This window comes from Brevibacillus sp. FSL K6-6036, assembly GCF_037964015.1.
GTDB classification, from domain to species: domain Bacteria; phylum Bacillota; class Bacilli; order Brevibacillales; family Brevibacillaceae; genus Brevibacillus; species Brevibacillus borstelensis.
Window position 1 is genome coordinate 1,809,545 of record NZ_CP150173.1, and the last position, 20,493, is coordinate 1,830,037.

The 20,493-nt window shown below is 50.7% G+C and carries 22 protein-coding genes and 1 tRNA gene; 10 read left to right on the plus strand and 13 right to left on the minus strand.

The genetic code is table 11. The annotated features are described in order from the left end of the window. The first annotated feature begins 45 nt into the window (after positions 1 to 45). The 3 genes from murF to NST37_RS09020 all read left to right on the plus strand — a co-directional run bounded on the left by murF (position 46) and on the right by NST37_RS09020 (position 2,996). Entirely contained in the window at positions 46 to 1,209 is a 1,164-nt protein-coding gene (murF, locus tag NST37_RS09010; protein ID WP_339186587.1) for a UDP-N-acetylmuramoyl-tripeptide--D-alanyl-D-alanine ligase, read from the plus strand. Positions 1,210 to 1,424: 215 nt separating this feature from the next. After that, a complete protein-coding gene (locus tag NST37_RS09015; RefSeq protein WP_238986206.1) occupies positions 1,425 to 2,414 on the plus strand; it encodes a C40 family peptidase in 990 nt (329 codons plus the stop codon). Between the two features lie 228 nt (positions 2,415 to 2,642). After that, positions 2,643 to 2,996: a hypothetical protein gene (locus tag NST37_RS09020; RefSeq protein WP_003390822.1), complete on the plus strand. Its 354-nt coding sequence runs from the start codon at positions 2,643 to 2,645 to the stop codon at positions 2,994 to 2,996. Between the two features lie 130 nt (positions 2,997 to 3,126). On the opposite strand, the gene NST37_RS09025 is transcribed toward NST37_RS09020, so the two are convergent. The 6 genes from NST37_RS09025 to NST37_RS09050 form a co-directional block, all read right to left on the minus strand. Continuing rightward, positions 3,127 to 4,457 (minus strand): IS1182 family transposase gene (locus NST37_RS09025; RefSeq protein WP_122958896.1). Its coding sequence is split into 2 segments (ribosomal slippage): positions 3,127 to 3,917 and positions 3,917 to 4,457, totalling 1,332 coding nucleotides; the frame shifts between segments, so codons are not numbered across the junction. A 278-nt stretch (positions 4,458 to 4,735) separates the two neighbouring features. Next, a complete protein-coding gene (locus NST37_RS09030; RefSeq protein ID WP_003390819.1) occupies positions 4,736 to 5,176 on the minus strand; it encodes a GreA/GreB family elongation factor in 441 nt (146 codons plus the stop codon). Between the two features lie 295 nt (positions 5,177 to 5,471). After that, on the minus strand, positions 5,472 to 6,734 hold the full coding sequence (locus NST37_RS09035) for a stalk domain-containing protein (protein WP_031932393.1): 1,263 nt from the start codon (positions 6,732 to 6,734) through the stop codon (positions 5,472 to 5,474). A gap of 188 nt (positions 6,735 to 6,922) precedes the next feature. Further along, positions 6,923 to 7,723, minus strand: a complete 801-nt coding sequence (locus tag NST37_RS09040) for a FixH family protein (protein ID WP_031932394.1) — start codon at positions 7,721 to 7,723, stop codon at positions 6,923 to 6,925. A gap of 274 nt (positions 7,724 to 7,997) precedes the next feature. Continuing rightward, positions 7,998 to 8,465, minus strand: a complete 468-nt coding sequence (locus NST37_RS09045; protein ID WP_003390813.1) for a thioredoxin family protein — start codon at positions 8,463 to 8,465, stop codon at positions 7,998 to 8,000. A gap of 3 nt (positions 8,466 to 8,468) precedes the next feature. Then, positions 8,469 to 8,897 carry a disulfide oxidoreductase gene (locus NST37_RS09050; RefSeq protein WP_024985450.1) on the minus strand — a complete coding sequence of 143 codons (429 nt, stop codon included), beginning with the start codon at positions 8,895 to 8,897 and terminating at the stop codon, positions 8,469 to 8,471. A 228-nt stretch (positions 8,898 to 9,125) separates the two neighbouring features. Here NST37_RS09050 and NST37_RS09055 point away from each other — a divergent pair, with 228 nt between their 5' ends. Continuing rightward, entirely contained in the window at positions 9,126 to 10,184 is a 1,059-nt protein-coding gene (locus NST37_RS09055; protein WP_003390809.1) for a DUF4198 domain-containing protein, read from the plus strand. A 121-nt stretch (positions 10,185 to 10,305) separates the two neighbouring features. Further along, entirely contained in the window at positions 10,306 to 12,138 is a 1,833-nt protein-coding gene (locus tag NST37_RS09060; RefSeq protein WP_172920823.1) for a copper resistance protein CopC, read from the plus strand. On the opposite strand, the gene NST37_RS09065 is transcribed toward NST37_RS09060, so the two are convergent. Beyond that, positions 12,135 to 12,923, minus strand: coding sequence for a metallophosphoesterase family protein (locus NST37_RS09065; protein WP_003390805.1), 789 nt, complete (start codon positions 12,921 to 12,923; stop codon positions 12,135 to 12,137). The genes NST37_RS09060 and NST37_RS09065 overlap by 4 nt on opposite strands. An 86-nt stretch (positions 12,924 to 13,009) precedes the next feature. On the opposite strand from NST37_RS09065, the gene NST37_RS09070 reads away from it, so the two are divergent. From NST37_RS09070 to NST37_RS09085, 4 genes are all read left to right on the plus strand, one after another. After that, on the plus strand, positions 13,010 to 13,735 hold the full coding sequence (locus tag NST37_RS09070; protein ID WP_003390802.1) for an NAD-dependent deacylase: 726 nt from the start codon (positions 13,010 to 13,012) through the stop codon (positions 13,733 to 13,735). 101 nt (positions 13,736 to 13,836) lie between these two features. Then, positions 13,837 to 13,907, plus strand: a tRNA-Thr gene (locus NST37_RS09075). Positions 13,908 to 14,953: 1,046 nt separating this feature from the next. Then, on the plus strand, positions 14,954 to 15,664 hold the full coding sequence (locus NST37_RS09080) for a FadR/GntR family transcriptional regulator (RefSeq protein ID WP_024983694.1): 711 nt from the start codon (positions 14,954 to 14,956) through the stop codon (positions 15,662 to 15,664). After that, positions 15,661 to 16,884: an MFS transporter gene (locus NST37_RS09085; protein WP_003390795.1), complete on the plus strand. Its 1,224-nt coding sequence runs from the start codon at positions 15,661 to 15,663 to the stop codon at positions 16,882 to 16,884. Before NST37_RS09080 ends, NST37_RS09085 begins: the two co-directional genes overlap by 4 nt. A 126-nt stretch (positions 16,885 to 17,010) precedes the next feature. On the opposite strand, the gene NST37_RS09090 is transcribed toward NST37_RS09085, so the two are convergent. From NST37_RS09090 to NST37_RS09115, 6 genes are all read right to left on the minus strand, one after another. Continuing rightward, positions 17,011 to 17,148 (minus strand): hypothetical protein, encoded by a 138-nt coding sequence (locus NST37_RS09090; RefSeq protein WP_161785207.1) that lies wholly within the window; start codon positions 17,146 to 17,148, stop codon positions 17,011 to 17,013. 4 nt (positions 17,149 to 17,152) lie between these two features. After that, the gene (locus NST37_RS09095) at positions 17,153 to 17,380 is read right to left on the minus strand and encodes a hypothetical protein (RefSeq protein WP_339186591.1); all 228 of its coding nucleotides are present in this window, start codon (positions 17,378 to 17,380) and stop codon (positions 17,153 to 17,155) included. A 195-nt stretch (positions 17,381 to 17,575) separates the two neighbouring features. Further along, positions 17,576 to 18,079 (minus strand): Gmad2 immunoglobulin-like domain-containing protein, encoded by a 504-nt coding sequence (locus NST37_RS09100; RefSeq protein ID WP_003390791.1) that lies wholly within the window; start codon positions 18,077 to 18,079, stop codon positions 17,576 to 17,578. A gap of 228 nt (positions 18,080 to 18,307) precedes the next feature. Then, positions 18,308 to 18,466 carry a hypothetical protein gene (locus NST37_RS09105; RefSeq protein ID WP_003390789.1) on the minus strand — a complete coding sequence of 53 codons (159 nt, stop codon included), beginning with the start codon at positions 18,464 to 18,466 and terminating at the stop codon, positions 18,308 to 18,310. Positions 18,467 to 18,541: 75 nt separating this feature from the next. Beyond that, positions 18,542 to 18,949, minus strand: coding sequence for a zinc ribbon domain-containing protein (locus NST37_RS09110; protein WP_003390787.1), 408 nt, complete (start codon positions 18,947 to 18,949; stop codon positions 18,542 to 18,544). An 87-nt stretch (positions 18,950 to 19,036) separates the two neighbouring features. After that, the gene (locus NST37_RS09115; RefSeq protein WP_024983697.1) at positions 19,037 to 19,261 is read right to left on the minus strand and encodes a hypothetical protein; all 225 of its coding nucleotides are present in this window, start codon (positions 19,259 to 19,261) and stop codon (positions 19,037 to 19,039) included. A gap of 471 nt (positions 19,262 to 19,732) precedes the next feature. Between NST37_RS09115 and NST37_RS09120 the strand changes: the two genes are divergently transcribed. Further along, positions 19,733 to 20,491 carry a DUF4931 domain-containing protein gene (locus NST37_RS09120; RefSeq protein WP_003390784.1) on the plus strand — a complete coding sequence of 253 codons (759 nt, stop codon included), beginning with the start codon at positions 19,733 to 19,735 and terminating at the stop codon, positions 20,489 to 20,491. Positions 20,492 to 20,493: the final 2 nt, after the last annotated feature.

A 20,493-nucleotide genomic window follows, 5' to 3' on the forward strand; every position in this document is an offset into this window, starting at 1 on the left:
ATAGTTACGCGGAAGTGGACCTGGAAACCAAAGGAGAGATGCCCATTGAGGCGTTTGGGTGGAAAAAGGGCAAAAGCCAAACAGCCTGTGCAGCTTCATCTGCCAGTCGTCGCGGTTACAGGGAGTGCTGGCAAAACCACGACCAAAGAGATGATCGCATCCATCCTGAGTACGCAATTTACGATCTACAAGTCTAGAGGGAACCGAAATTATTTGGGGAACTTGAAGGCTCATGCCCAGCAGATTGGACCCGAGCATCAGGTCGCAGTTCTCGAATACGGGTTGCTGTACAAAGGCGATCTCACCCGCCATTGCCGAATCATTCAGCCTGGGTACGCTGTGATTACGAACATCGGTTCTGCGCATGTCGGCAATGTCGGGAGCGATATACGCGCGCTGGCGATGGCAAAGTCCGAATTGATACGTGCGATGGATCCAAAGGGAAAAGTGTTTCTCAATGTGGACTGCTCGTATTCTCGCGAATTCACACAGCAGCCTTTTCGTGGAAGGTTCCAGGGGGAATTTTTCACCATCGGTATCAAGCACCAAGCGGATTATCAGGCGAGCGGCCTCAAGCGGGAGGGGGACGGCATCCGCTTTCATTGTTCGATCGATGGAGAGCGATTTCCGTTTTTTGTCCCGGTCAGAGGTGAGCATAATGTCTCCAATGCGCTGCTTGCCATCGCAGTCAGTCATCAACTGGGAGTTCCCGTCTCAGGGATCGAAAAAGGGTTGCGGCAATTCCAGACGCAGAACCGAAGATTGACAACCATGAATGTCGGACCCAATGTCAATGTGATCGACGACACATACAGTTCCAATCCACAGGCGGTAAAAGCGGCATTGGATGTTTTGGAGGAGCTTGAAACCGGCACCAGGATCGCGATCCTTGGCAGTATGCTGGAAATGGGCAGGTACACAGTTCCAGGACATTCTTTTGTCGGGAAGTATGCTTGCAGAAAACAAGTAGATTATTTGTATGCTTTAGGCAAGCATGCCCGTTATATCGCTGCAGGTGCGATTCGGGCAGGTTTTCCGCCCGAGAGGGTAATCCTTTGCAGAAGCAAAAAACAGCTGCATCGAATGCTGCATGAGCACATTCGTCCGGATACTTCTTTTTTGGTGAAAGGCTCTCACCGCCTGCGAATGAACCGGACGGTCGATTTTTTGTGCAGAAAAGCCTCCGCGATTTCCGAGCAAAACGGATAAGAATAGCTGCGCGAACCACTCCCCCTCGAATGTTGCTCGAGGCTGGTTCGCTTTGTTTTGTGTGTTGCTATATATACAGGAAAAATAGGGCTATTGTCCTCGGACTATGTAATCAAATCCACTGTTGGAAAGATTTACAGCCTTATCGGCTGCGCCCTTTTTGCTTTAAACTGGTTGCGTACCCAATCTGTTGGGAAAACACAGCTAGGAGGAGAATGCGAGTGACGAAACGAGATTGGATACAGAAGTCTACGGTTGCCGTCATGCTTGGTACATCCCTGCTGATGTTCGCAGAAAATGGACAAGCAGCCGCAGCGTCTGATGATTCGCAACTTTCCGGCAAAGCGGAGCAGGTAGCGGCCTTGGCCCAATCGCTTTTGGGAAAGGATTACAAATATGGAGCGGAAGGCCCGACTCAGTTCGGTTCTGCAGGTTTGGCCACGTACATATTTGGAAAAGTAGGCGTAACCATTGAGGACACCATCGCTGAATTGTATCGTTCCGGAAAAACAGTGAGCAAGGATCAGGTAAAAGCGGGCGACCTGCTGTTTTTCTCCAGCAAGGGGACCGGCAATCCCAATTTTATGGGGATCTATGTCGGGAATGACCGGTTCATCTATTCCTCGCAAGGCGAAGACGAGGTCGTGGAAAAACGTCTGTCCGCCTATACAGGCAAACTGGTTGGGGTGCGTTCCTTTTTGACGGATGGGACAGGCACAAGTAATCCAGCCCCTGTGAAACCACCAGTGAACAATGATGCCGAGTCCAAAGGAGACAAGGTGATCGAGGCTGGAAAAAAATATTTGGGGACACCGTATCAATACGGCTCTACCCGCTCCAATAAAGATACGATGGACTGCTCAGAATTTACGATGTGGGCGTACCGGGATGGTCTGGGAATCGACATGGGACGAGGCGGTGCCCGTTCGCAAGCGAATTATGTGAAGCAGCACGGTCACTATACCTATGACATGAAACAGTTGAAGAAAGGGGATCTCGTCTTTTTCATGAGCTATCGCGGCTGGAAAGAGTCGGATTACAAAGGAGTCGATCCCCTCAAGCAAAGCATTACCCACGTAGGCATCTACATGGGAGATGACAAGCTGTTGCAAACGTTTTCCAAAGAATCGGGCGGTGTGAAAATAACCAACTTTTCTGATACCCACTGGGAATACCGCTTTATCATGGGCGGGCGTCCGTATTAATCGCACGTCGAGTAAGTCAGAGCAAGCATCAAATGAACATCCGAAATAGCCATCACCAGGGCGGTTGCAGTGCAACCGCTCTTTTTATTTCCCCTTAAAACAGAAAGCAAGGACATGAGCCAGACGGCAGTCGCGGAAAAATGGATGATTGACCAGCGGCATTCGCACATGCCTTTCTGCCTTTTTCTGCATTTCTATATAGGGAAACTTGTAGGAGGTGTAACGATCATGAGTTTTCCGTTTCCCCCTGGCAGTGGTGGTTTTCCCCCCGGCAGCAGCAGTCAGCCGCCTGGAAGCAGCGCATTCCCTCCCGGAGGCTTCCCGCCCCCGCCATCTGTACCGCCGCCTAGCAGGATACCGAGCGCTCCTCGTTCCTTCGGGCAGCAGTTCCGCGTAGACCGCGGATCGTTCCGAGGATGCTTGTTCCGCTTTACGTTCGTCTGGCTGCGCAACGGCCGGTCGTTCTGGTTTTATCCCGTTTTCGTCAGCCGCACCACAGTTGCAGGCTATCGATGGAACGGCTTCACATGGCAATACTTCGGCTTAGCTTTAAATCGGATTGTATCCTTTACTTGCTTTTAAAATGAGAACATGAGAGCCGCTGCGAAAGCGGCTCTCAGGCTGTCGAGAAACCCCACAATATGTTGGAGTTTCTTCTTTCATAACAATAAAATTGAGCACGAAGTGCTGGAAGTCTTAGATAGCACCACACCTAACATGCCTTTGCAAGGTGGAGTGCTATCTTTTTTATATTTTGAACGGTTGCTGTCAGCAACGCTTGCTCTTGGACATTTTCACGTCCGCGCAACCTACAATAGCGAAGTCCATGCAGTTCTTTGGCATCTGCAAAACTTCGCTCTATCGTTTGGTATCTCAACCTGTATAGGTATTTTCCTGACTTACTTAAGCGGTTCTGTCGAACCCATTCTTTACTCTCTTCCCATACATGCCTGGTTATCACCTTTTGGTGATTTTTTGACCGTGTACACATAGTGAGCATCGGACATGCCTTACATATTTCTTTATTTGACTTATACATTCTGTATCCGTTACGGTCAGTTGTCGAATAAGCAAGCTCATGTTTTTGGGGGCAAATATAGACATTCTTTTCGGGATCATATTTAAACCGCCATTTGGCGATAAGGCCTTTAACAGGTGAAAAAGCTCGATGGCCAATGACGGCAAAGATATTTAGATCGTGCAGAGCCTTGCAGATTGGAGTAGTTAAATAGCCAGCATCCAATGCAACGGCTTCAATGGTATCTGTAAACCCAAACTTCTCAATTTGGTGTTGTAGCCGATCTACATAAGGAACAGAATCATGAACGTTACCCGCAGTCACGTGTACATCAGTTATGATATTGTACTTATGATCGACTGTCCGATGATCGAGATAGAAAAAGCCTTCAGGCTTTCCGTCACGAACCATGTAACCACTGTCCGGATCAGTAGTACTCACCTTGATTTCCTTTTCTTCCTTCACATCCTCTCTAGGCTTCAATCCTTTTTTCCGTGTGCTTCACGGTCTTCATTAATGGCTGCTTCTAAATCACTAAGGTAGGCTCGACTAGATTTTTCAATAACATGCTTCTTAAATTTACGTTTGTTCGCATTTGCTTTCAGATGAGTGGAATCACTTATCAAAACACGTCCGCCAACCATGCGATGTTGGATAGCAAGGCGAACGATTTCATCAAAAATCTCTTGGAAAACATTTGTGTTTTTAAAACGAGTTCGACGATTCCAACTGATGGTAGTGTGGTCTGGAACTCGATCTGTTAGTGAAAGGCCAAGAAACCAGCGGTAAGCGATATTCGTCTGAATTTCCTTTTCGAGTTGTCTTTCTGACCGGATACCGTAAAGGTATCCAATGAAAATCATTTTAAATAAAACCACCGGATCAATGGCTGGTCTACCGTTATCTTCACAATAGTATTGGCGTACTTTTTCTCGGATGAAAGAGAAGTCTACATGCTTTTGAATAACTCGTAGCAAATGGTCCTCCGGGACCAACTCATCAAGGCATACAAATTCATATTGCATTTGTTGCTTTTTTTCATTAGAGGAAAGCACAATAATCACCCGCCAGTAAATGTAATTACAAGAATATTATAACACATTAACGCGGTGTCGTCATAAAATACAGGGAAATAAAAATGGCTGTCGACTTTCTCGACAGCCTGAGAGCCGCTGCGAAAGCGGCTCTTTTTTTAGGGGAAAACCATAAACCGCGGTCCTTCCCTGTCGGGTGGCCGCGGTTCTGTCGTGTATTGTGAAGGCAATCGCACAGTACGGAAAAGGGATTGCTGTTATTTTCAACGTTACCAGTCGACAAAACGAATCGAGCGGACAATGACCTCCTGCGTCCCCATGGGCATTTCCAGACGGACCGGCTCATTGACAGGATTCATCAGCAGTTGTCGACCTATAGGCGATAGGAACGAGATTCGTCCCAGATCGGGGTCAGTATGTTCCGGAAAGCAGATCGTCAGGGACTCTTCCAACCCGTCATCCACGTATTGCAAAGCAACTTGCGATCCGATCACCACTTTGGGCAATAGGGAAGTCTCTTGATCTTTCGTTTCCTTCAGCAGTGTTTCCACAGTAGAAACATATTGGTCCAGCCACTGATTGGCTTTTTGGCGTTCGTTGTGTTTACCGGCAAAATGAAGATCTAAAAAAGGAATGCGTTGTTCGTCAAAGAAAACCAACTGCTCCACCAAACGGCGGTGCATGGAATTAGGCAGGGTACTACGGTTCATCGTATTCATCTCCTGTTCGTATTGGAATGAACCAACGGTCAGCAAAGTCTGCGAGTCGCCACGGTGTTCGCCTCATTTTCATGCATAATCCCCCCATATAATAAAAGGTGGCCCCTTGCTCCATATGCAGGGGACCATACTTTCATTTTACCTAAATCCTAGAAAAAAACAACATCGTTTCCAGTTGGCACAGGCTCCTTGAAAAAGCAGACACAACAAAATATCCCCCGGTGTCCTTGGCGGATACGGGGGATTCCAATGAGTCTATGGAGCTCGCGTTGCTATCGTCATGGGATTATTGAAGAAAGGCTGGAGCAGCTTCTTTCATTTCGATGGATTGCGCCAAGCGAGCCTTTTCGGCCTCGGTGATGAGTCCGAGGCGCCATAGAGCGATGCCCTTCAATCCATGGCGTTTGGCCAGACCGACCTTGCTGTCAATTGACTGCTCGTCTTCGCTGGCTGCTGAAATTCCGAGCAGCAGCTTTTCCTTTGGCACGTGTGCCAGTGCCATCGTGATTGCTTCATTTACTTTACCCATCGGCTCGGGACGCTTTTCGTCCTCGTACGCGTAGGCCATCAATACGAGCTCATCGGCCACCTTGCCAAGAGAGGCGTAGTCATACCCCTGATAGGAGCTGTTGAGGGGATGAAGCACGAGCGAAAGCGAAATGCCTGACTCATGCAAAGGTTTCGCCAACAACTGAACGAACTCGGTAAATTGCTGGCGGGCCAATGCGATATCGCCGCTCAGTCCAAGACCTTCGAAGTCTAGTGACACACCGGCAAACCCTTTTTCCTTGGCAAGCGAGACAATTTCAGCTATCGCACGCTCACGCAGACCGGGTTCAGACAGCAGGCGCGTCAGCTCTCCGGTGCCGTCTGTGGCAAACACCATGAGAGAGGGAGCCGTCCCTTGTTCTTTGGTGGCTTCGATGATCTTCTCGGGAGTGATGTCATTTGCCGGCTTCGGCCAATAAAAATCCTTCCCCTCAAGGGTAAGCTGAGCATTGCCGTCGATCCGGGCCCAACCAAACGCGACTGCATCAAACGCCGGGATATACTGCCGCTGCGAATAAGATGAAATCGCGTAAAACGCCGTGGTATGCAGCTTCTGGCGCGGTGAAGCAATCGAAACGGTCCGTGTGGCAGGCTCCCAGTTTACCTGGGCACCGAATTGCGTGCTGAAAAACTGCAGGGGGATCAAGGTGTGCCCGTTTTGCTCAAAGGGGGCGACGGGGAGCTGCGTGGCCACGCCGTTCACCATAACCTGCGGATTATCCAGCTGCATTTGTATGTGCTTCCCGTCCTTGTCCGCCGTAATCGTTCGCGTTTTGCCGTCCCACTGTACGTCAATTCCCAACGCTTGCGCGATTACACGGAAAGGAACCATGGTTCTGCCCTCAACAAGTCTGGGTTCAGCGGCAAAGGTCAGCGGATACCCATCCAGCAATATCGTGGGGGCGGACGGAGCTGTCGCGGCTTCGGCAGAAGGTACCAGTCCGTTCAACATGCCAAAACAGGCGAGTGCAAGCAAAAATGATCGTTTGTTCTTTTTCATCGTATCCTCTCCCAACTTCTCTCTACTCGATTCTTATATCAGTCCATGGACATTTCTGCAAGATGAAAGTTTCTGTGGATATGTAAAAATATTAAGAAAACCGGAAAAGCGGCCGGGCTGCCCAAGCCGTAAAAAACCCCGCTCATACTAGTGGGCGGGGCTTGTCGCAAACATTCGAATGGCAAGGCTTATTGTACGGTTACCGAGAATTCCTTATGGTCATGGATCTCTCCCTTTTCCACATGCACCTTGACGGTGTACGTACCCGAAGCAGGGAAAGTGGCGTTTGCCGTCGTGTATTCGCCAGGCTGTTTTTCGCTGGCATCCACATACTGGTGCTTCTCTTCGCCTTCGCGCCAGATTTCAAATTTGACCGCAGCTTCCGTCAAAGCCTGGTTGTCCTTTTGCACATGAACCGTCAAGGAAGCAGCTTCATTTGCTTTGATTGACTCAGCCGGCTGAAAGTGCATATTGACAACGGCACCGTGATGGTGTTCCTCTGACCCGTGAGAGCTGCCGTGTTCATGCGCAGCCGAATGTTCCGGCTGGGAAGCCTGATCGTGCTCGTGCGCTGCATGAGAGCCGTCAGCTTGATCAGCGGCGCCTTTTACCGTAAAGGTCTGTGTTTGCATATTGTGAAAATCGCGGGCTGTCACGTGGTACATCACGTTGTATGCTCCTGGCTCGGCAAACGTTTTTTGGGCGGTGTAGACTCCTTCTTTTTGGAGTGTCGCCGGGATGGTTTCGTGCTGTTCCTGTCCATCCTTCCAGATTTCGAATTCCGTTTCCCTGGCATCGTCGACAGGAGCACCGTCTTGGGTCACTTTTATCGAGAAGGTTACCGCTTCATTGGCTACGACCTCCTGCGGCTCAATCGTCAAGGCTACCTCAATAGGAGACCCAGAGGGGAGGGCATTCTCTTCTTTGCTGCAGCCCGCGCCCACGATCAGGGCGAGCGAGGCAATCACTGTCCATATATGTCGTTTCACTTGTACATCCTCACTTTCTGTCATCACAATTACGAGAAACCCCTGCTTTTGTCAAATTGCATCAAAAAGCGGACGGTTTCTTTTCGCTGGGGCAAGTATCCTGCCCGGCGGTGTGAAAAGTCTTTTCCTGCTCCCACAACATTATAGGCAAAAAGGGGGAGAAAAAGATGACTCAAACGGGCTATTTCCCTGTTGATTTACAAGAGTGTTCACATAAACGCCACCTTTTTTATGCCAGAACAGGAAAGCCTCCCGTAAATTGGGAGGCAGCAAGTCATTTTTTCTGTTCCTGAAACCATTGTTTCAATTCATCGGCTGTCTGTTCGCCGACCAGACGAGATACTTCTTTTCCATCTTTGTAGTGGACGAGAGTAGGGGTGTACTCAATGGCAAACGCATCCCAGCTGGATGCAAATTCGAGCAGGTTGTGCTTCTTGACATCCACTTTCAGCTCATCGGCAACCGGAACCAGGACGGGTGTCGTTCGCTGGCAGTGTTCGCAAGTCGGACTGTAGTAGTAAATGAACAGCTCTTCTTTCCCTTCCAGCTTTGCTTTCAATTCGTCAGGGAGAATTTGATTTCCGTAATTGGGGTCATCCAATTGAGCGATCGTAGCCGGATTCAGATTTGTTTTGCCGAAAGGATTTCCTTCTGCAGCTTGCTTGTTGGCCATATCCGAATACACGACGGCTCCGATCAGAAATACAGCAGCGATGACGGATAGGATAATGATCTTTTTCATGCTTTACTTCTCCTTCCCATTGGTACGAATGAAAATAAGCAGTACGGTAATCAAAAGAAAAGCGATGAGCGCCAGGAACGGAATGGTGATAAAGCCTAGCCAGTTGATGTAGTCCGTGTTGCACGGGATGATTCCGCACGCGTTGCCGAGCTCATGCAGAGCGGGGACCTTCTGTACCAGATAGTGATAGAGTGAAATGGCTCCCCCGATAATAGACAGAGGCAGGGCATATCGCGCAATTCCGTAATCTTTTTTTGCGGAAGCGATCCCGAGCAAAAGGACCAGCGGATACATAAAAATTCGTTGGTACCAGCACAGTTCGCACGGAATGTACTTCAGCACTTCCGAGAAGAACAAGCTGCCCCCGGTTGCGACCAGGGAAACCACCCAGGCTGCAAAGAGCGCTTGCTCCACTATACTCTCTCGTCTCATATCAACACCTCGCCCATTATCTTACCATAATTACATAAAGGAAGTGACTTATGTTAAGTAACAACTTGTGAACGCTGTTTGAACTTGCCTGTTTTCACCCACGTTCACATATCGTTCAACCCTGGCCCCTCAAAGATAGCCCTGTTGAGTCATACTCAATCCAGCGGACGAGCCATATACTGAGACTGGATATCAAAGGAAAAACAATCGATCGGGAGGAACTCAACCATGAAAAAACGAATGACGCTTATTCCTGCTCTCGCTTTGGCGTGCCTGCTCGCTGTACCGGCATCGGCACATGACGGCTGGTCGCAAACCAATACACCGATTGTCTCGGCTGGCGAGGTTTCGTACGTAGAGTTGCTGTTCGGAAACCACTCCAACCATCATGGCAGCTATCGCATCGAGGGCAAGTGGAGTACCGATTCTACCAAAGTATACGTTACCTCTCCGAATGGAAGCAAAGCAGATATTACCACGACTCTCTTTTATACGGGAGAAGAGAAAGAAGTGACAGAGCCGGGGAAAAACAACTATTACGTAGCTTCTTTTTCCGCTTCCACCCCGGGTGCATACATCGTGTCCGTGGAAGGAGACAGTCTCTTTCAAAATGCCGAGGTCTCCAGCCGGACATTGCGCAGTGCTAAATCCTTCGTCGCCGTCAGCGATATCCCTTCTTTGGAAAGAGTAAAAGAGCTGAAGGGCTTCAGCCGTCCGGTCAGCCTGGATCGGGCGGAGCTGGTGCCGCAGTTCAACCCGGCAGCGGTTACACCTGATCAGAAGGTGTCTGTTCAACTGCTGCTAAAAGGGAAGCCGCTTGCAAACTCGGAAATTACCCTGATCCGCCGCAGCACCAGTGATGCGGCCATCTACAAGACAGATGCAAATGGCACGATTGCCTTTACGACTGGCCCGGCTGACTATTATCTGCTCCGGGCGAAACCGGCTACCGATGAAAAAGTGGCAGGTCAATACGATACAACCAATTACGAGGCAACCATGACCTTTTCCGTCCAGAACGGGAAGTTTTCCCTCCCGGCGCAAAAGGCGAAGGGTGCGCAGCCGCTCGTCTATATCAACGGCAAGCTGACTGACGTGTCCGGGCTGACATCGGCTGACGGGAAGACGACTGTACCAGCTACATTCGTGAAAACGGCTTTGAATCCTGCTTATCAGGGAACCGGCCAGGTGGATTTGCGGAAAGCCGCAATGGAAGCAGGAGCGACAGTCGAAGTATTGGCACCGATCGGCACTTTGCCGGAAGCGATTGTCATCACGAAGAAATAAGCAGCGATAGCCAATCGGAAAAAGCCGTCGAAAGTTTTTCGGCGGCTTTCTAGTCGTCTTCTCTGCCGGAAGCTATTTCTCGGCGGCGAAAGGGCTTGGCAAATGGAAAGGGGAACAACGTATGAAAAGATGGCTCCTTTACTTCTGTCTGTGTGTATGCATGGTGTGCAGTGTTCCGTCATTTGTGTACGCTCATGCCAATGTGGATCAATCCTCGCCACAGCAGGAGTCAGAGCTGCAAACCTCGCCGAAGGAGATACGGATATCCTTCACGGAGGAAATCAATGCAAATGTGAGCTCGCTCGTTTTGAAAACAGAGCAGGGAGAGGTCGTACCGGGTACGTTTCGGGCAGAGGGAAAAAAGACGCTCGTGATGCCGGTCTCTTCCTTGAAAAACGGTATATACCGTGTGGAATGGCAAGTGTTGTCGGTAGATACTCATGTTACGGAAGGCTCGTTCCGATTCGCTGTAGGAGTACCGCTGCCCAAACATCGTCCGGCTGATACGGTCTCCCTGGACGGGGACGAGACGACTGAAGCTGCTGTTCCGCCGCCCACTGCTCTTCCGGCACAGGAACAGGAAGCTTTGAATCAGTCAAAAAACGGACCGGCTAAACAAAACGAGAGCGCTTCGGCAGCGACGGAAAAAACAAAAGGCTCAAAAAGTGAAGAGAAGGCCGCTCCTTACGCCGATCCAAAGGCTGCCAGCCCGCAACAAGAAGTGAAAAAAGCTCCTGTTGACAGCCAAGATGCCAGGCAATCGCAAAATACAGGATCTTCACAGCTTGCAGCCCCGGGTACAGCAGGGCAGTCCTCTTCAGCGGAAGCGGATAAAAACTCCGTAAAAGCGGAACAGACATCTCCCGCCGACGAAGCCGGTCAAGCCCCATCGGTGTCCATTTCGGGGGTTCAGGCAAATAACGGACAGCAGCCTTCCGTAACCGTTGGAAAAGGAAATGGCTCCTCGGATGCCCAGGTTACAAAAGGGGAAAGCGGCGTAGAAATTGTCGCCGACAAGTTTGCCTCCCCGGAAGACCATAACCACGAGGCTCATGAGGCATGGAACAGATGGCTGCGGATGGCAGATGTGCTTGTTGCGGGAGGCTTAGGCATTTTGGTGTTTCTCTCCAGGTGGGAAGGGTTTGTCCGGGCCATCGACACCAAGTGGCTCCACAGCAGAAAGGTCAAGCTGATCATCTGGCTGGCCATGCTCTTTTTTGCGGTGAGCGGTGCCGTAAGAATCTGCCTTTTGGCTGACATGCTTCGCTTGCCGGGAGGCTTTGGGGAAAACATGCTGACGCTGCTTCGTGAAACGATGACAGGCACGATCGGATGGATTCGGCCCCTGCTCTGCTTCCTGCTTCTTCTGGCAGTGCGCTATACGGCTCATTTCCGGTGGGGAAGTACGATAGCAGTCATCGCCCTGTTTTGCACGTTCCCATTGACGGGTCACGCCATGGCAGGACAGGAGAGATTTGCTTCGATGACCTCTGACGTTCTCCATATGGCGGCGGCAGTCATCTGGATGGGGGGCTTGTCTGGATTGACGGTATTGTCATTCCGGCTCGCCATGAATCCCGATGGGCTGATTGCCATGCACAAATTGATGAGCCAATTCGCCCAGTTGGCACTGTATTCGGTCGCAGTCATTTCCGGGACAGGCATTGTCCTCGGGCTGCTCCGCTTCTCACAGCTCCAGCAGCTGGCGACCACTTCGTACGGGCTCATCCTGACCGCCAAGATCGGCGCGTTTTTGCTGGCGCTACTCATCGCCGCATTCCATCGCGGACGGGTAATGCCCAGACTGACCGTGCTTTCCGGATTGCAGGAAAAAGACGCTCTCCGCTTGGCGAAGAAGCTGTCCTGGACGCTGCGCCTTGAGCTCATCATTGTCTTGGCGGCCTTGATATTGGCGGGTCTGCTCTCGGCAACTCCCCCGCCGATCATTCGTTAAGTGAGGCGTACCCGGGGAGCCGATTGCAGACCTCTGAGCGGAACATAAACATACCGGAGGGAAGGCCAGTTGACGAGGAGAATGCCGCCTTGCGGGGACGCCGCTCCGCCGTCGATGCCGATCAGGTTCCCGTGGTGCCAAGGGCCCTGTCCGGTATACCCGGGAAGCCTGGGGACGGGCGTGTGACCGAAGATAACCATTTCTTCTCCCCTGTAATGATCGTAGAACGGCTCTCGAATCCAGAGGAGGTCCTCGGGACGTTGTTTGGAAAGGGGGATGCCCGGCCGAATGCCTGCGTGCACGAGCAGCGGCGGCTGCCCTCCGGTGGATTCATTGGCAGGCAGCATTTGGTAGAGAGGCAGCGATTCGAGAGTGGGGAGCAAGTACGTGTAACGGGCAAGAATATCTTCGCGCGCTGCGTTTTGCGTTTCGACGGGGGGGACTTCGCCAAGAAAGGCGCGGCGCAATGCCTGTCGCCCCAAAAACGAGCGCACGGTGGCATCTCCGCCATTCATCAGCAAATACAAAGTGGGATCCATATTCCCCTTCAGCCAGTCCTCGAACATCTGCTCATGATTTCCCTTGAGCAAGAAAATCTGCTCCGGATAAGCATTCTTCAGACTGAGCAAATACTCCAGTACCTCTTTTGATTGGGGGCCGCGGTCGACCATGTCTCCGATTACGTAGAGGCTGTCTTGGCGTTCCGGGGAAAAGGAAACCCGCTGCAAGGCTTCGCGAAGCGCTTGATACTGACCGTGGATGTCTGAGACGAGATAGATGTTCATCTTGACTGCTCCTCCCCGTGTACTTTGTCGTTGACTTCCTATAAAATATGAACAATTGTATGCATTCGTGAGAGGAGGGGAAGGCTTTGGACGAATTGAACAAGCTGCTCAAGGATGCCCGCCACGCCATCGTTTTCACGGGAGCCGGGATGTCAACGGAAAGCGGACTGCCTGATTTCCGTTCTGCACGGACGGGATGGTGGCAGGGAAAAGACCCGGCAAGACTCGCCAGCACAGATGCTCTTCGCAACAATCGGGAGGAATTTGTCTCCTTTTACCGGATGAGAGTGGAAGGGCTTCTGTCGTGTAAGCCTCACCAGGGGCATGTGATTTTGGCCGAATGGGAACGGCGGGGACAGATCAAGGGGATCATTACGCAAAATGTGGACGGCTTTCATCAGCGTGCCGGCAGCCGGCGTGTTGCGGAGCTCCACGGGACACTAGCCACGCTTACCTGCATGCGCTGTACAAACAAATACGAGTCTGCCCGCTATTTGGATCAGGGGGGGACTGCGTGCGAGTGCGGCGGGTTTTTGCGTCCTTCTGTCGTGCTGTTTGGAGAATCGCTTCCGGAAGCCGCCTTTGCACAAGCGGTGGAATGGACAGAGCGGGCAGACCTGTTCCTTGTACTGGGCTCATCGCTTGCCGTAAGTCCGGCCAACTGGTTTCCAGAGCAGGCGAAAGCAAGAGGGGCGAAGCTGGTCATTATCAATCGGGATGCTACCCATCTCGACGGTATTGCCGATCTGTTGATACAAGATGCGCCGATTGGCGACGTTTTGCGGAAGGCTGAAATCGAGTGGAAACATTAAAATTTCCTCTTGATTTTTAGCCTTCTTTTTACTAGAATAATTTTTGTAAAACGGCTGGGTATTATTTTACCAGGCAGAAAAAGAGAAACTGTCTTGAACCTGCCCCTATAGTTAAACGGTATAACAGATCACTCGTAATGATCAGTTCGTGGTTCGATTCCGCGTGGGGGCATCATTTTTCATCAAATGCTCGCCATATCGACGTTTTTATCCGATACATAATCGCCTCTTTCATTGTCTTTTACGGGCAAATGGAAGGGGCTTTTTCTATTTCATTGGCAGGGAAACGCAAATAGTGTTAATTTGGCCTCTGATCGAAGGGTTGATCGGCATGTAAAAAATGCCACAACAGGACAAACGAAAATGAGTTGCTACTGGCATGGAAAATTTTGTCCAATCATAGTGCGATCGTTTGTGAATTGGTCCGCAACGGAAAAGAGGAGTCTCATTTTGTAGGTATTGCAAAGTAAACGGAAGATACAGAGCATTGGTGTAAGAAGCTATTCATGAATGAAACAGAGAGCAAAAGTAATACAAAAGTCCCGTCAAAATTATCATGCCTATAGCTCGATATCGCAGCTTTTTTCATATATTCGATGCCCCGGCACTCTCCGATACAGAAATGAAACAAATAAGGAGCGTGTTTGCCCGTGATTCGTCCTTCCTTCTATTTTAAAGTACCGTGGAGAAAGGCCGCTGCTTTTCGGCGCGAGCTGGCCAAGATACCCGATTCCATCCCGCACATCGTCACGTCTTTTCCGAGCGGCGAAATTGCATTTATGTTCCCGGACCTCCCTGTACATCAATATATCCGCGTAGTACGTATTTTTGGGGAGAACGGAATCCCTTTGGTGATATCAGAAAACGAGTGCATGATATAACCGCGAATTGGTTTGTAGCAGGAGCTAAAAGGAATAGGTATAGGCCCCCGGACGAATGCATGGACGGGGGATTTTTTGTGGAACAGAAAAAAAGCCTGACCAATCATTGGTCAGGTGAAAAATGAAAAAGCGTCTACTACCTTTATCGTCAGAAGGGTAGGTCTTTTTTACTGTTTTCCTGTAACTTTTGTAAAAAATTTTAAAAAAGCCCATCTTTAATAACGGGAGCAAGGGTCTATAATCCTATTTTCAAAAGAGTTGATGGGTTGACACACCATTCGCCTATGTTATAATCAAAAACATCCAATCATCCTACGTTTGGTGGTGAGTGAGAATTATGAAATTAAAACAGGCAGGGAGAATGACACTGGTGGAGCAGGTTGTAGCACAGATCTATTCCCTGATCCAGTCAGGGGACTGGCCGGTTGGCACGCGAATTCCGCCAGAGCCGGAGCTGGTCAATCAGTTGGGGGTCAGCCGCAACACGGTACGGGAAGCCGTCAGGGCCTTGGTGCATACAGGTATGCTGGAAACAAGACAGGGAGACGGCACCTATGTTTGCTCTTCCAGTGAACTGGGTGCTGCTCTGCAGCGTCGGTTTCAGCGCTCTGCCTTGACAGAAACGCTGGAGGTGCGTTCTGCACTGGAGCAGGATGCCGCCCGCCTTGCTGCGCTCAGGAGAACGCCGGAAGACGTGGAAGCCATGAAGACCTGGTTGACTGCAAGCGAGGTAGCCGATAACGCCCAGACCTATATTGAAGCAGACGTGCAGCTTCACATGTCTATCGTAAAAGCAGCGCACAACAGCATCCTGTTGGAGCTTTATGAGCACATGACTGAGTCGATCCAGCAGTCCATTGGAGAGACGGTAGACAAAGTGGTTTTCTCGGCTGCGTCCAAGCGACTCGCCCTGCATAAAAAAATCCACAGAGAGCTGATAGATGCGATTGTCGCGGGCAGACCGGAAGAGGCAATACTCGCTGTCCGGGCTCATATTGAAGCAGCGCAGCAGGCTTTCGAGGATCAAGAACGGGGAGATGCAAAATGAATACAGATCAAGCTTTATCCCGTGAAGGAGCACGGGCCGGCATATGGCTGCTCGCCTTCGGGATTATACTTGTTGCCACCAATCTGCGGGCACCGATAACGGCTGTCGGTCCTATCATTGGGGAGATACGCGATCATACCGGCATTAGCAATACAGTCGCCGGTCTGCTGACCACCCTGCCGCTGCTCGCGTTTGCCCTGCTTTCACCGCTCGCCCCGAAAATATCGCGGCGGTTCGGGATGGAACAGACGATTATGTACAGCCTGCTTGTCCTGCTGACAGGAATCGTTCTCCGCTCCCTCCACTCGGTCTGGCTGCTTTTTATCGGGACCGCCTTGCTCGGCTTGGCTATCGCTCTCGGCAATGTGCTGATCCCAAGCTTGATCAAGCGGGATTTTCCGCAAAAGGTAGGAGTGATGACCGGTGCTTACTCCATGGCGATGAATTTGTTCGCTGCCATCGCTTCGGGGGTGAGCATCCCGATTGCTCACGGTCTTTCGTTCGGGTGGCAAGGCTCGCTCATCTGCTGGGCCATTTTGGCTTTTATCGCATTGGCCGTATGGGTGCCACAGCTGCGCAAAAACGCACAAACGGCAGTTTCGGTTAGAGCGGGTTCGACTGCAGGGGCAATTTGGAAATCTCCGCTTGCGTGGAAAGTGACACTGTTTATGGGGCTGCAGTCCTTGGTGTTTTATGTGGGGATAGCATGGATTCCGCAGATTCTTCAGGATCAAGGTGTAAGTCCTTCTGCTGCGGGGTGGATGCTGTTCCTGATGCAATTCGCCAGTCTGCCTGGCAGCTTCCTGATGCCAGTGCTTGCAGGGAGAGTATCCAATCAGCGTCTGCTCGTGGCCATAACGACAGGATGCATGTTCATAGGGTACGCGGGTTTGCTGGCTGGAAATACGGTGCTCATGCCGCTCTGGATTATTCTGATCGGTATCGCTGGCGGCTGCAGCTTCAGCTTGGCAGTCATGTTTTTCTCGCTGCGTACACGCAGTGCGGCCGAAGCGGCTGAGCTGTCCGGGATGGCCCAATCGGTCGGGTACCTGCTGGCTGCGCTCGGCCCGACTCTTTTTGGCTTTATCCATGACGTGACACAAGGCTGGACGATGCCGCTCTTCCTGCTGCTCATCGTAGCCTTCTTGCTATTCCTGGTCGGCTTGGGGGCTGGCAAGAATGTGTATCTCACCTCCGCCGAAAAAAGCGCGGCTTCCTGACCGCAGCAAGAGAAGCGAATGCAAGTAGCAAAGCTGCGCCAATATCAAGAAACAGGAAAGCATGGTCCGCATGCCGTCTGCAAGGACTTCGGTCCGAAGCAGTCTCGTATGTGACCATGCTTTCTGTCATTTGACGGACTTTTCTTCGTTGTCTGCTTGTGTGTCTTGATTGCCCGGGAACACCTCGTTTTCCCATTTGGTCATGAAATAACCGGACAAAAGAAATGAGCCGATGATGCCCGCGGCGATGAGTACACCAGTCATCTTCTTAATCCGGATACCTCTCGCCCTCGCCCTGGAACAGCTCGCGAACCTTGGAATGGGTCCTGGCAGGCAAATGTGGCAAGACAATCGCCAGCTGGCCTTCACTGAGATCGAGCGGGCTGCCGGGAGATTCCACAGCGTGCGGAATATTCATGGCTTCCAATGCCCGTGTATAGACAGCGGCATCATCCCAACTGGTTACGTAGTAGACGGATTTGTTTTCCAACATCATCACACTCCTCAACGCTAGTATATGCCGGAGAGGGGAGCAACTATTAAGTTGCCGTTTCGCGGAAAAACACAACGGTTTCCGTGAGGGACACGGTTTCACGGTGAGCGGGAAAAATAGATAAACGTAAGCGAAAACCCGCCGTTGATTTCGCGGCGGGTTTCATTGGGTCAGATCATGCCGTATCCGGTCACTTCTTTAGGGCAGGGCAATGGGCAATTCCATTCTCCGGCTCCCGTCCTTGGGGCTGGATTCAAACAAAACCAGAGTCAAGGTCGAATTGGGCTGGTCTTTCTTTACCTTGACTGTGAATTCGAAATCTCCCCATTCAGGAGCCCCTGCCGAGGTTTGGACGTTTCCTTTGGTCAGCTCGTTGTGACCATCCTCTACTACATATTGAAAGTTGCCTTCGAACACGCGAGCCTTGCCTTTTATCGTAAAGGTGTCTTCGCCCGTTTTTTCTACAGAGGCCACTTGAAAAATATCGTTTTTGTACGTCTCGTCATTTTTATCTTGATCGTCTGTTGGCTGAGTCGAAGTGCCAGGCTGCGGCGTTTCCGGTTGAACGGAGTCAGAAGGCTGCTGTGCCGGTTGTTCTGTGGCAGGGGGTTGCGCCGGTGTGCCAGTCGAAGGCGTCTCTTTGGAAGAAGTGCAGCCTTGCAGCAACACGGCTATCAGTAGGATTGACAGAAGTTTCTTCATGCTTACCCTCCAGTTGTGTCGTTGAAAAATCTGTTGTCACTATAGGACGAAGAAGACAGGTTATCCGTTACATTATAATTGTTTTGTAAAAGAGAGGAAACCATCCATTCCTCAAAAAAATAGCTCCCTGCGTGAGGGAGCCAAGACTTCGCCGCATCCATTATAGCACAGCAGATCGCGAAGCGAAATCTGATGGGCGAACATGTCGCATTCCAGCATATATCGCATCTATTCATCCGGTGTTCGGTCGAGGAAGAGACGGGTAACAGTGGTAGAGTCGCCGCTGTTTACCTCCTGCTCAGATGCTTTTTCTTCCAACTGATCATGTGTGTTCATTCCCGGAGCGACGGATGGCTCCACTTCCGGACGGGTCTTGTGAGAATCCATGGATGCTCCCTCCTTCTTCCTTAGAATGACAAGAAGGAAGAGGGGTTATTCGGGAATCAGGAAGAGGGCTAAAGATTAACCGGAGGAAGGCATGCTTTTCCCGCATTTGGGACAAAAGCGGTACTCGGCTTCGACTGGTTCTCCGCAGTAGGGGCAAAATCGTCCAGTATTCTGCTCCGATACAGAGGATGTAGAGCTGAAATGGCGGTGTAACGGGTCGCCTTCTTCTCTGGAATCCGTAATGTCAAACAAGGACATTCGCTCTTTGCCTGTCGCGTTTTTGTAATGGTAGACGGCTTGTGCGATTCCCATCCCGATAAATAAAAGGCCAAAGGCAGGGAAGATTATGCCCACTACGGGAAAAGGGGAGTCCTGCGTGATGACAAATGCCATGATGGTCCAAAATATACCGAAGATTACGGCGAAAATGCTTCCAGCTGCCCCCATGGCGGAAGGGCCGCGGCCGGGTTTTATACTTTTCAAAGGATTCACCACCTTTACTGCATACCACTATCATAAAAAAATCAAGGCGGGCTGTCACGCTTCTGTATGGATGCTCAAACCATGCCTTCACGAAAAGTCTGGATAGCGGAGACCATCCCGGTAAAACAATGAGCGTACCCAAACGTAAACCCGCAGAGGAATGGAGGGAAAGACAATTGCCAGTTTGCCTTCCTCGAGCACAGGAAGGTCAAGCGGGGACTGTATCGAGTAGGGAATCCCCTCTTGATCCAGTTGATATTTATACTGCTGGGCTTCGAGCCAACTGACCGGGTAGTAAAACGATTTTTCCATGAACTGCGCTTTCTCCATGAACGGCCAACTCCTTTTTCGAAGTCACTTCCGTAAGTGTAACGGATTAAAATGAGATAAAAAAAGATCACTGCACCCATTTTTGAGGGAAAGTGATCCTTTTTTCTGTTTTGAAGGGGTTGCTCCCTGAATGAGATTGCAAGCTGGTTCGGCTACGGCAAATCAATGAGCATAAAGAAAGTATCCGCAGGTGCTGTGAGTGAAAGCTTGGGCGTCTCGGTTAGTCTGGCTGGATCTCGCTTCTGGAGTGTGGCCTCTTCGTTTAGTTGCAGTTGTCCTTGCCTTTTCATACTATCCGTTGAATGCGCGGTGGTCCTCACCTGGAATACGTATAGAGTAGAGTGAGTTAATTACTTTTGTAGAGTGAGGGCAAGTGTCCGGCAAAGAAGGAATGGACTTTTTCGATAGGGAATTGTTCAGGAAGGACAAATCGTTGAAGGAGGACCCGAGTAAATGTCGCAGACGCATCTGCATTTTGATATGCACATCGGCCGACAAAAGCCGGAGAACATCAGGAACCGGCAGGCGGCTTGTCCCTTCTGCTTTCCGGATGAGCTGGACGGTATTCTGGAGCAAAGAGGAGAAATGATCTGGCTAAAAAACAAATACCCGGTTTTGCAGGATGCCACTCAAACGCTGGTGATCGAGACGAGTCAATGTGACAGCGAACTGTCCGTCTATGAAAAGGACCACCTGTATGCCCTGTTTGCATTTGGCGTGGAAAAATGGCTGGAGATGACGGAGAGCGGCTCCTATCGCTCTGTACTGTTTTTTAAAAACCATGGCCCTTATTCCGGGGGGAGCATCCGCCACCCGCATATGCAAATCGTCGGGTTGAAACATTACGATTACCTGAAAGATGTGGAGGGAGAGCATTTCGAGGGGATTGTCATCGATCGGGATGCGGGGGTTACGTGCAATCTCTCGACGAAGCCGCGCGCGGGATTTTTTGAATACAATGTGATTTTGTCTGAGTCGGGAAGCTTAAACAGGATGGCGGACTATATCCAAATTTTGACACATTGGATCCTTCATCACGTAAACCGCATCTGCCAAAGCTACAATTTGTTTTTTTACCAATGGGACGGGCAGATAATCGTCAAGGTTGTCCCGCGCTTTGTCGCTTCGCCGCTCTATGTCGGCTATGGCATTCCTCAGGTGGGAAACAATCTGGAGGAGGTCGTGCAGGAGCTGCGGCGCCACTATTTTTAGGA

Coding starts and splice junctions, on each gene's coding strand:
- NST37_RS09085 (WP_003390795.1), top strand. CDS start 15,661: ATGAATACAGATCAAGCTTTATCCCGTGAAGGAGCACGGGCCGGCATA.
- NST37_RS09030 (WP_003390819.1), bottom strand. CDS start 5,176: ATGAACCGTAGTACCCTGCCTAATTCCATGCACCGCCGTTTGGTGGAG.
- NST37_RS09095 (WP_339186591.1), bottom strand. CDS start 17,380: ATGATGTTGGAAAACAAATCCGTCTACTACGTAACCAGTTGGGATGAT.
- NST37_RS09050 (WP_024985450.1), bottom strand. CDS start 8,897: ATGAGACGAGAGAGTATAGTGGAGCAAGCGCTCTTTGCAGCCTGGGTG.
- NST37_RS09060 (WP_172920823.1), top strand. CDS start 10,306: ATGAAAAGATGGCTCCTTTACTTCTGTCTGTGTGTATGCATGGTGTGC.
- NST37_RS09065 (WP_003390805.1), bottom strand. CDS start 12,923: ATGAACATCTATCTCGTCTCAGACATCCACGGTCAGTATCAAGCGCTT.
- NST37_RS09055 (WP_003390809.1), top strand. CDS start 9,126: ATGAAAAAACGAATGACGCTTATTCCTGCTCTCGCTTTGGCGTGCCTG.
- NST37_RS09045 (WP_003390813.1), bottom strand. CDS start 8,465: ATGAAAAAGATCATTATCCTATCCGTCATCGCTGCTGTATTTCTGATC.
- NST37_RS09035 (WP_031932393.1), bottom strand. CDS start 6,734: ATGAAAAAGAACAAACGATCATTTTTGCTTGCACTCGCCTGTTTTGGC.
- NST37_RS09120 (WP_003390784.1), top strand. CDS start 19,733: ATGTCGCAGACGCATCTGCATTTTGATATGCACATCGGCCGACAAAAG.
- NST37_RS09115 (WP_024983697.1), bottom strand. CDS start 19,261: ATGGAAAAATCGTTTTACTACCCGGTCAGTTGGCTCGAAGCCCAGCAG.
- NST37_RS09080 (WP_024983694.1), top strand. CDS start 14,954: ATGAAATTAAAACAGGCAGGGAGAATGACACTGGTGGAGCAGGTTGTA.
- NST37_RS09015 (WP_238986206.1), top strand. CDS start 1,425: ATGCGAGTGACGAAACGAGATTGGATACAGAAGTCTACGGTTGCCGTC.
- NST37_RS09105 (WP_003390789.1), bottom strand. CDS start 18,466: ATGGATTCTCACAAGACCCGTCCGGAAGTGGAGCCATCCGTCGCTCCG.
- NST37_RS09100 (WP_003390791.1), bottom strand. CDS start 18,079: ATGAAGAAACTTCTGTCAATCCTACTGATAGCCGTGTTGCTGCAAGGC.
- NST37_RS09090 (WP_161785207.1), bottom strand. CDS start 17,148: ATGACTGGTGTACTCATCGCCGCGGGCATCATCGGCTCATTTCTTTTG.
- NST37_RS09020 (WP_003390822.1), top strand. CDS start 2,643: ATGAGTTTTCCGTTTCCCCCTGGCAGTGGTGGTTTTCCCCCCGGCAGC.